The organism is Shewanella sp. M16, from assembly GCF_018224605.1.
GTDB classification, from domain to species: Bacteria; Pseudomonadota; Gammaproteobacteria; order Enterobacterales; family Shewanellaceae; genus Shewanella; species Shewanella oncorhynchi.
Genome location: NZ_JAGTUL010000075.1, coordinates 1 through 7,114, shown reverse-complemented (window position 1 = coordinate 7,114; position 7,114 = coordinate 1). Strand labels below are relative to the sequence as shown.

The following is a 7,114-nucleotide window of genomic DNA, read 5'->3' as shown; positions in this document are numbered from 1 at the left end:
TTTTGTTTGAATAATCTATCATACTTTCCTACTAGTCAAAGTCATTTTTTATGTTGGAGTGCACAAACTCTGTACATCTTATTTGATTGCGTTATAGTTTGCGCTGTTAGGCTATGGGCTTAACTTTCATTAAGCAGTGAGGCATAAAATGACTAAGCAAAAACCGCAAAATATGCCCTTAGAACACGAAAGTGGTCGAGGCACCATTACCGATAACGCACTAAAAGCGTTAGTGACGAGTCCCTTGTTTAGGACCCGCACCGAGAAAGCGAAAAAGGGCAAAGGGTCATATGACCGTAAAGCACAAAACCGAAAGGGGCATCAGCACAAGGGCGATGCCCCTTTTGACTTTCTAGGTCTGCGCTTTTGTTAATCTGCTTTTTACTGCTTTAGTTCGCTGTTTTAGTCTACTGTGTTAGTGCCTCGTTAATCCTGCCAATTCATGCACCTCCACCTGCCTTTACGCCAATCTTTACGCTTAAATCAGCCTTATTATTGATACTCCTTGTTGGAGGTTAATTGTACTTTCGCCCTGAGCGAGTATGGTGAAGGCTTAGAGGGTTTTAGCGAAGGAGATGCGCATGGCACAGCAATATCGAATCGAACACGACACTATGGGTGAGGTAAAAGTCCCCGCCGACTGTTATTGGGGCGCACAAACCGAGCGTTCGCGGCAGCACTTTCGTATTGGTGCTGAGGCATCTATGCCTGTCGAAGTGATCCACGCTTTTGGCTATTTAAAGAAAGCCGCCGCCATTACCAATCAACAGCTTGGCGTCTTGCACCAAGATAAAGCTCAACTGATTGCCCAAGTGTGCGATGAGCTGATTGCGGGCGAACTCGATACGCAATTTCCCTTAGTGATTTGGCAAACGGGCTCGGGCACGCAAACCAATATGAACATCAATGAGGTGATCGCCTATCGCGGCCATGTGCTCTCGGGTGGGCAACTCACCGATGCAGTTAAATGTTTGCACCCCAATGACGATGTAAATCGCTCGCAATCTTCCAACGATACTTTTCCCACCGCCATGCACATTGCTGCCTATCGTCAAGCCGTTGAGCTGGTTTTGCCCTGCATGAAGTCACTACAGCAGAGCTTGCAGCACAAGGCCGAGGAGTTTGCGCACCTAGTTAAAATCGGCCGCACGCATTTTATGGATGCAACACCGTTAACCTTAGGTCAAGAGTTTTCGGGTTACGCCGCGCAATTAAGTCATGGCATCGAAGGCATTGAGCACAGTCTCAAGCGGGTGGCCGAGTTAGCCTTAGGTGCGACCGCCGTGGGCACTGGGCTGAATACACACAAGGATTACGCCGTTAAGGTGGCGGACAATATCGCAAAACTCACGGGCTTGCCCTTAGTGACGGCGCCGAATAAGTTTGCCGCCCTTGCTGCCCACGATGAATTAGTCGCCCTGTCGGCGGCCTATAAAGTGGCGGCGGTCAGTTTAATGAAGATCGCAAATGATATTAGGATGTTAGGTTCTGGACCGCGCTGCGGCATCGCTGAATTATTACTGCCTGAAAATGAACCAGGCTCGTCAATCATGCCGGGCAAAGTCAACCCGACTCAGGTCGAGGCCATGACTATGGTGTGCGCGCAAATCATGGGCAATGATGTCGCCGTTAGCATTGGCGGCAGCAATGGTCAGTTTGAGCTCAATGTGTTTAAGCCGATGATTATCGCCAATGTGCTGCAATCGGGGCGCTTATTGGGGGATGCTTGCCAATCGTTTAATGATCACTGCGTGGTCGGCATAGTGGCAAATGAGCCACAAATCGCGCTGCATGTGGAAAACTCGCTCATGCTAGTGACGGCGCTGAATCAACATATTGGTTATGAAAAGGCCGCTAAGATCGCCAAAAAAGCCCATAGCGAACACAAGACACTGCGCCAAGCGGCATTAGAACTTGAGTTTGTCACGGCAGAAGAGTTCGAGCTTTGGGTCGATGCCAACAAGATGTTAGGGCCAGATGCTTAATGCTTAATTCATAACGTCTCAGCCTAGCTGCTGATAAATCAGCGAAATTGAGGCAGGCAATGAATCAATATCGTGGGCCAAGACAGTGTGAAGAAACAGTGGAGTAAGGATTCTGAAGCATTCGCAGTGTTAATGCTTACGAAATGATAAAAACAAAAAGCGAACCAGAGGTTCGCTTTTTGAGTCATAGCCTGTCCTGTATCAGAACAGCTTAGTCTTGGGTGTCAGCGTCGACTATTTCGGCCCACAGATCGTGTTCATCTGAATGGGTGATGCGGGCACGAACCAACATACCGGGCTCAAGTTCAGTTTCACCATTGATAAACACCATGCCGTCGATTTCTGGTGCATCGGCAAAGCTGCGGCCAATGGCGCCTTCTTCGTCTACATCGTCAATCAGAATGTCTAAGGTACGGCCAACGAAACGGGCTAAACGTTCGGCGCTGATCTCGGCTTGGACTTCCATAAATCTGTGGTATCTGTCTTCTTTAACGTCTTCGCTGATTAGCTCGGCGATGGTGTTGGCGACAGCGCCATCCACTTCTGAATACTTAAAGCAACCGACGCGATCAAGACGTGCTTCTTTTAAGAAATCGAGCAGGATTTGGAAATCCTCTTCGGTTTCACCAGGGAAGCCGACGATAAAGGTCGAGCGGATCACTAGATCTGGGCAGATTTCACGCCAGCGTTGAATCGCTTCTAACTGACGGTCAACACGGCCTGGACGCTTCATCATCTTGAGGATGCGCGGGCTAGCATGCTGCATTGGAATATCCAAATACGGCAGGATTAAACCTTCCGCCATTAGCGGGATCAAATCGTCAACCCATGGGTAGGGATAGATGTAATGCAGACGCACCCAAGCGCCCATTTTACCCAGTTGGCGCGCTAGGCTAGTAATGTCTTGCTTGACTGGCATACCGTTCCAAAAATCGGTACGACCGCCTTTGTCTTTGCCGTAGGCCGAGGTGTCTTGGCTCACAACTAGAATTTCTTGTACGCCTGATTCCACTAAACGCTTAGCTTCATCTAAGATGCTGCCCGCTGGGCGGCTGTCGAGATCGCCACGTAGCGAAGGAATAATGCAGAAAGTACAACGGTTGTCGCAACCTTCTGAAATCTTTAAATAAGCGTAATGCTTAGGCGTTAACTTAACCCCAGTTTGTGGGATTAACGAGGTGAAAGGGTTGTGCTCTGGCTTAGGCACATATTTATGAACGTGCTTCAACACCGCTTCGTAGCTGTGTGGGCCAGTGATTTCTAACACATCTGGGTGCACTTCGCGGATTTGGTTTTCTTTAGCGCCAAGGCAGCCAGTGACGATCACTTTGCCGTTTTCTTCTAAGGCTTCACGCACAGCATCCAGAGACTCTTCCACCGCAGCATCGATAAAGCCGCAGGTATTGACGATAACTAAGTCGGCATTGTCGTAGCTGTTAGTGACTTCGTAGCCGTCGATGCGTAACTGAGTCAGAATACGCTCTGAATCCACGAGGTTTTTTGGGCAGCCCAAAGACACGAAACCGATGCGATTCCCAGTGGCAACAGCATTAGTGCTTGCTGCTTCTAATGTTTTGACTGGGATATCAAGCGTGGTCGTTTGCTTGGGTTTAAAAGTTTCAACTGTCATGGTTTCTCGCTGAGGTATAAGCCGCCTTAAAAAAGTTGGCGGATTATACCTGAAGTGATTAAAAGGTACAGTAGCTTTGGCTGAAAAGTGTACAACTGGGGCGCTGAATATGCCAGTTAACCCTAAGGCCTATTTGGGGTGTGGATATAGGAAGACAAGCCAAAGATCCAAGGTCGAACTCATCTGGATAAAAAGCGCTAAACATTTTTCAGAAAAATTAACCCTTTTTAAAATTGGCCGCGTTTATAGGGGCAAGAGACAATTTCTTGATGCTGTTACATATTGGCACAAGTATTGGCACTTTTTACTGATAGCCTAAGCGCTAAATAAGCGACACAGTCGTTTTAGTTGTCTCGTTTTGAATATGCGTTCTATTTGAAGTGGTTTAGGTATAAGCACATTATTTTGGAGTAAGTTATGAAAAATTCTCTTTTAGCGGTATTGGTGGCGGGTGGTCTTTTTTCTAGCGCGTTTATGGCGCCAGCAGTGCTCGCCGCTGAGGTCGATTTCCCGCATATTGAAACCATGGGTGTGAGCCAAATCCAAGTCGAACCCGATATGGCGGATGTGAATGTGGAAGTGGCCGTGACCGAAAAAACCGCTAAAGCCGCCAAAGACAATTCCGATGCCGCCGTGGCTAAGTTTATCGCCCGTCTCACCGCAGCGGGTGTGACTAAAGAGCAGATCCAGAGCGCGAATTTAAATCTTCAACCGCAATATGTGTATGTGCAAGATAAGGCACCTGAGCTGACGGGTTATACTGCCAGTCGCCAAATTACCGTGACGGTAACAGACTTAAGCCGCTTGAATGCTATTTTAGATTCTGCCTTAGAAGAGGGCATGAATCGGGTCAATAACATTGCCCTTAAGTCGAGCAAAGAAGCTGAATACGTTGCCAAAGCACGTCAAGCCGCGATTGTGGATGCCAAACAAAAAGCCGAATCTTTGGCTAAAGGCTTTGGTGAAAATCTAGGTAAGATTTGGCAGATCCGTTATTACGATCAACGCCCTGTGCAACCTGTCATGTTACGCATGAGCGCTAAAGCCGATGCCATGGGCGCCGCCGAGAGTTATCAATATGGTCAAGTGAGCATAGAAGATAGAGTTGAAGTGGTTTATAAACTGAAGTAAATCAGTCAGAGGCATATGGTGATGGATGAAGCTCCTATTGGGATTCATCCATTTTTTTATGCCGTTTACAATCGTTTTATATTTTTGGAAATAGCATTCTTCACTCTATATGTGATGGATTTTATTAGGATGATGAACAGTAAAAACTGGCAAATTTAAGTATTTATCCTCACACTAGTAAGGTTAATGTTTAGGAGGCCGTTTATGGATTTTCCCGCTCGAATAAAGCAACAAACTTGCATGGATTGCTTAAGTGGTAAGTCATTAGGATTTGAAATTCGAATGGCATTTCAACCTATTATCCATTGGCCTAGTCGTGAGATTAGCGGTTATGAAGCTCTGGTTAGAGGCCCTGATGGTGAAGGGGCTGCGTGGGTGTTTGAGCGGATTAATGAAAATAATAAATACTATTTTGATCAGGCTTGCCGTGTTAAAGCGATAGAAACCGCTTCAAAGCTGGGACTCGATAAGATGCTCAGTATCAACTTTTTACCTAATGCCGTATATAACCCTGAGACATGTATCCGCGCGACGATTGAAGCCGCCGACATGTATGGGTTTGATATTCACAAAATCATGTTCGAAGTGACTGAGGGCGAGCAAATTGTTGATCGGGCAAAATTAGTCCGTATCTTCGAGAGCTATGCTAAGCGTGGTTTTATCACGGCAATCGATGATTTTGGCAGTGGTTTTGCTGATTTAAGCTGGCTCGAAGCCCTGCGCCCTCAAGTATTAAAACTTGATATGACCTTGATCCGTGATATCGCTCTCGATAGAGAAAAGCAGTTAGCTGTGGATGAAATACTGCGTATTTGTTTAGAGCTTAATACAAGAGTTTTGGCCGAAGGCATTGAGACTGAAGCCGAACTTAATTATCTCGCTGGAATAGGGATTGAGTATTTTCAGGGTTATTATTTTGCCAAACCACAACTTGAATATTTGAGTTCCTATGAAGAGCTGAGCTTTCACGCCTCAAAGTAAATGGTTAGGTGGATTGATATCGTTGCACGATTAGAGTGATAACACGTGCAGAGACTCGATGGATAATTCTTTGTTTCTGATATCGGCTAACTGATATATCATGCGCCACCTAAAATTGCCCTTGTTACCTATTCGCTACTATGTCTTCCAACGCGCTCTATACCGATTTATCCGGTTATTACGATTTAATGTGTTCCGATATCAACTACCAGCAACAGAGCGCGAGTATCCATCGTCTGCATCAGTTCCTCGGCAATAATGGTAAGCAACATCTTGATTTAGCCTGTGGCACTGGTCCACATGTGCGGCATTTTATCGACCTTGGTTATCAGTGCAGTGGCCTTGATATTAATCAGCCTATGCTAGACATGGCCATGCGTCGTTGCCCTGAAGCTCAGTTTAACCTCCAAGATATGACGGCTTTTTATTTAGAAGAGCGCGTCGATTTGATTACCTGTTTTTTATATTCCATCCATTACAGTGCTTGCATCGAACGCCTTAAAAGCTGTATCGCCAGTGTGCATAGCGCACTTAATGACGGTGGGCTGTTTTGTTTTAATACTGTCGATAAGCACAGAATCGATAACACAAGTTCGGTTAAGCATTTTGCCGAGTTTGATGGTAGTCATTTCGCCTTCGAATCCGGCTGGCATTACAGTGGGCAAGGTGAGAAACAGTCATTAAAGTTGAGTATTGCCAAAAGCAGTCAGCCGTTTGCTGATGTCTCGCCTTTACCTGTCTCTGATATGAAAGGCTTAGGCTCGCTGGAAGCTGGGTTACACGCCGCAGGTTTGCAAGAAGTGGGCTTACAAGAAGTCCACAGTATTGAGCAATGGCAAGACCAACATGCTATGGTCGCTACCAGCTTCACTGAGCTGCAGGAATTGTTAGCGCCCTATTTTGAAGTGCATGTTTTCGAACACGATTATGAAAGAATTGTCCCGTGGGATTTAGCATCAGGTAATGCGCTGTTTGTTTGTGTGAAGATTTGACCTTCTGTTGAAGGTTGGTAACAGAAGGTCTGCTCATAATGTCACTGTGACTCGTTAAATCTCGCTTCTCTTTCAGTCTGTTTTTATTTAAAGCCAAATTAAAGTAGTGGGCTTCACTCTTAATTTTTCATCAAGAGTCGACCAAAAGGGGAAGGTACCAGTTCCCCTTTTGGATATTCCTTGCCAAATAACGTCCATGCTTAATAATCAGTTCATCATCCATAACTCTTGTTCATAACGCTGCCGCACAGTATTCCCGTTAAAGCTGCTTTGATAAACTTGCTTTAATAAAGAAGCCGCACAATAGAAATGATAATAGAATTAATTGAATGTAATAAAATTGTATGTTTATTTTATTGCCTATGAAATAGTTACAATTTCACAGGAAATAAATA

Annotated in this window: 6 protein-coding genes; 5 read left to right on the top strand and 1 reads right to left on the bottom strand. The window is 45.7% G+C overall.

The genetic code is table 11. The features are described 5' to 3' along the window. Positions 1 to 148: 148 nt before the first annotated feature. Both KFE26_RS22935 and fumC read left to right on the top strand, forming a co-directional pair. On the top strand, positions 149 to 373 hold the full coding sequence (locus KFE26_RS22935) for a ribosome alternative rescue factor ArfA (protein ID WP_131523432.1): 225 nt from the start codon (positions 149 to 151) through the stop codon (positions 371 to 373). A gap of 208 nt (positions 374 to 581) precedes the next feature. Beyond that, entirely contained in the window at positions 582 to 1,985 is a 1,404-nt protein-coding gene (fumC, locus tag KFE26_RS22930) for a class II fumarate hydratase (RefSeq protein ID WP_131523431.1), read from the top strand. A 211-nt stretch (positions 1,986 to 2,196) separates the two neighbouring features. Here fumC and rimO read toward each other — a convergent pair whose 3' ends face one another. After that, positions 2,197 to 3,615, bottom strand: a complete 1,419-nt coding sequence (gene rimO / locus KFE26_RS22925) for a 30S ribosomal protein S12 methylthiotransferase RimO (RefSeq protein WP_131523430.1) — start codon at positions 3,613 to 3,615, stop codon at positions 2,197 to 2,199. A 417-nt stretch (positions 3,616 to 4,032) separates the two neighbouring features. Here rimO and KFE26_RS22920 point away from each other — a divergent pair, with 417 nt between their 5' ends. The 3 genes from KFE26_RS22920 to KFE26_RS22910 all read left to right on the top strand — a co-directional run bounded on the left by KFE26_RS22920 (position 4,033) and on the right by KFE26_RS22910 (position 6,719). Continuing rightward, a complete protein-coding gene (locus KFE26_RS22920; RefSeq protein WP_212601822.1) occupies positions 4,033 to 4,746 on the top strand; it encodes an oxidative stress defense protein in 714 nt (237 codons plus the stop codon). 204 nt (positions 4,747 to 4,950) lie between these two features. After that, positions 4,951 to 5,727, top strand: coding sequence for an EAL domain-containing protein (locus tag KFE26_RS22915; protein WP_173496461.1), 777 nt, complete (start codon positions 4,951 to 4,953; stop codon positions 5,725 to 5,727). Between the two features lie 140 nt (positions 5,728 to 5,867). Further along, on the top strand, positions 5,868 to 6,719 hold the full coding sequence (locus tag KFE26_RS22910) for a class I SAM-dependent methyltransferase (RefSeq protein WP_173496462.1): 852 nt from the start codon (positions 5,868 to 5,870) through the stop codon (positions 6,717 to 6,719). Positions 6,720 to 7,114: the final 395 nt, after the last annotated feature.

Coding starts and splice junctions, on each gene's coding strand:
- KFE26_RS22910 (WP_173496462.1), top strand. CDS start 5,868: ATGTCTTCCAACGCGCTCTATACCGATTTATCCGGTTATTACGATTTA.
- fumC (WP_131523431.1), top strand. CDS start 582: ATGGCACAGCAATATCGAATCGAACACGACACTATGGGTGAGGTAAAA.
- rimO (WP_131523430.1), bottom strand. CDS start 3,615: ATGACAGTTGAAACTTTTAAACCCAAGCAAACGACCACGCTTGATATC.
- KFE26_RS22920 (WP_212601822.1), top strand. CDS start 4,033: ATGAAAAATTCTCTTTTAGCGGTATTGGTGGCGGGTGGTCTTTTTTCT.
- KFE26_RS22935 (WP_131523432.1), top strand. CDS start 149: ATGACTAAGCAAAAACCGCAAAATATGCCCTTAGAACACGAAAGTGGT.
- KFE26_RS22915 (WP_173496461.1), top strand. CDS start 4,951: ATGGATTTTCCCGCTCGAATAAAGCAACAAACTTGCATGGATTGCTTA.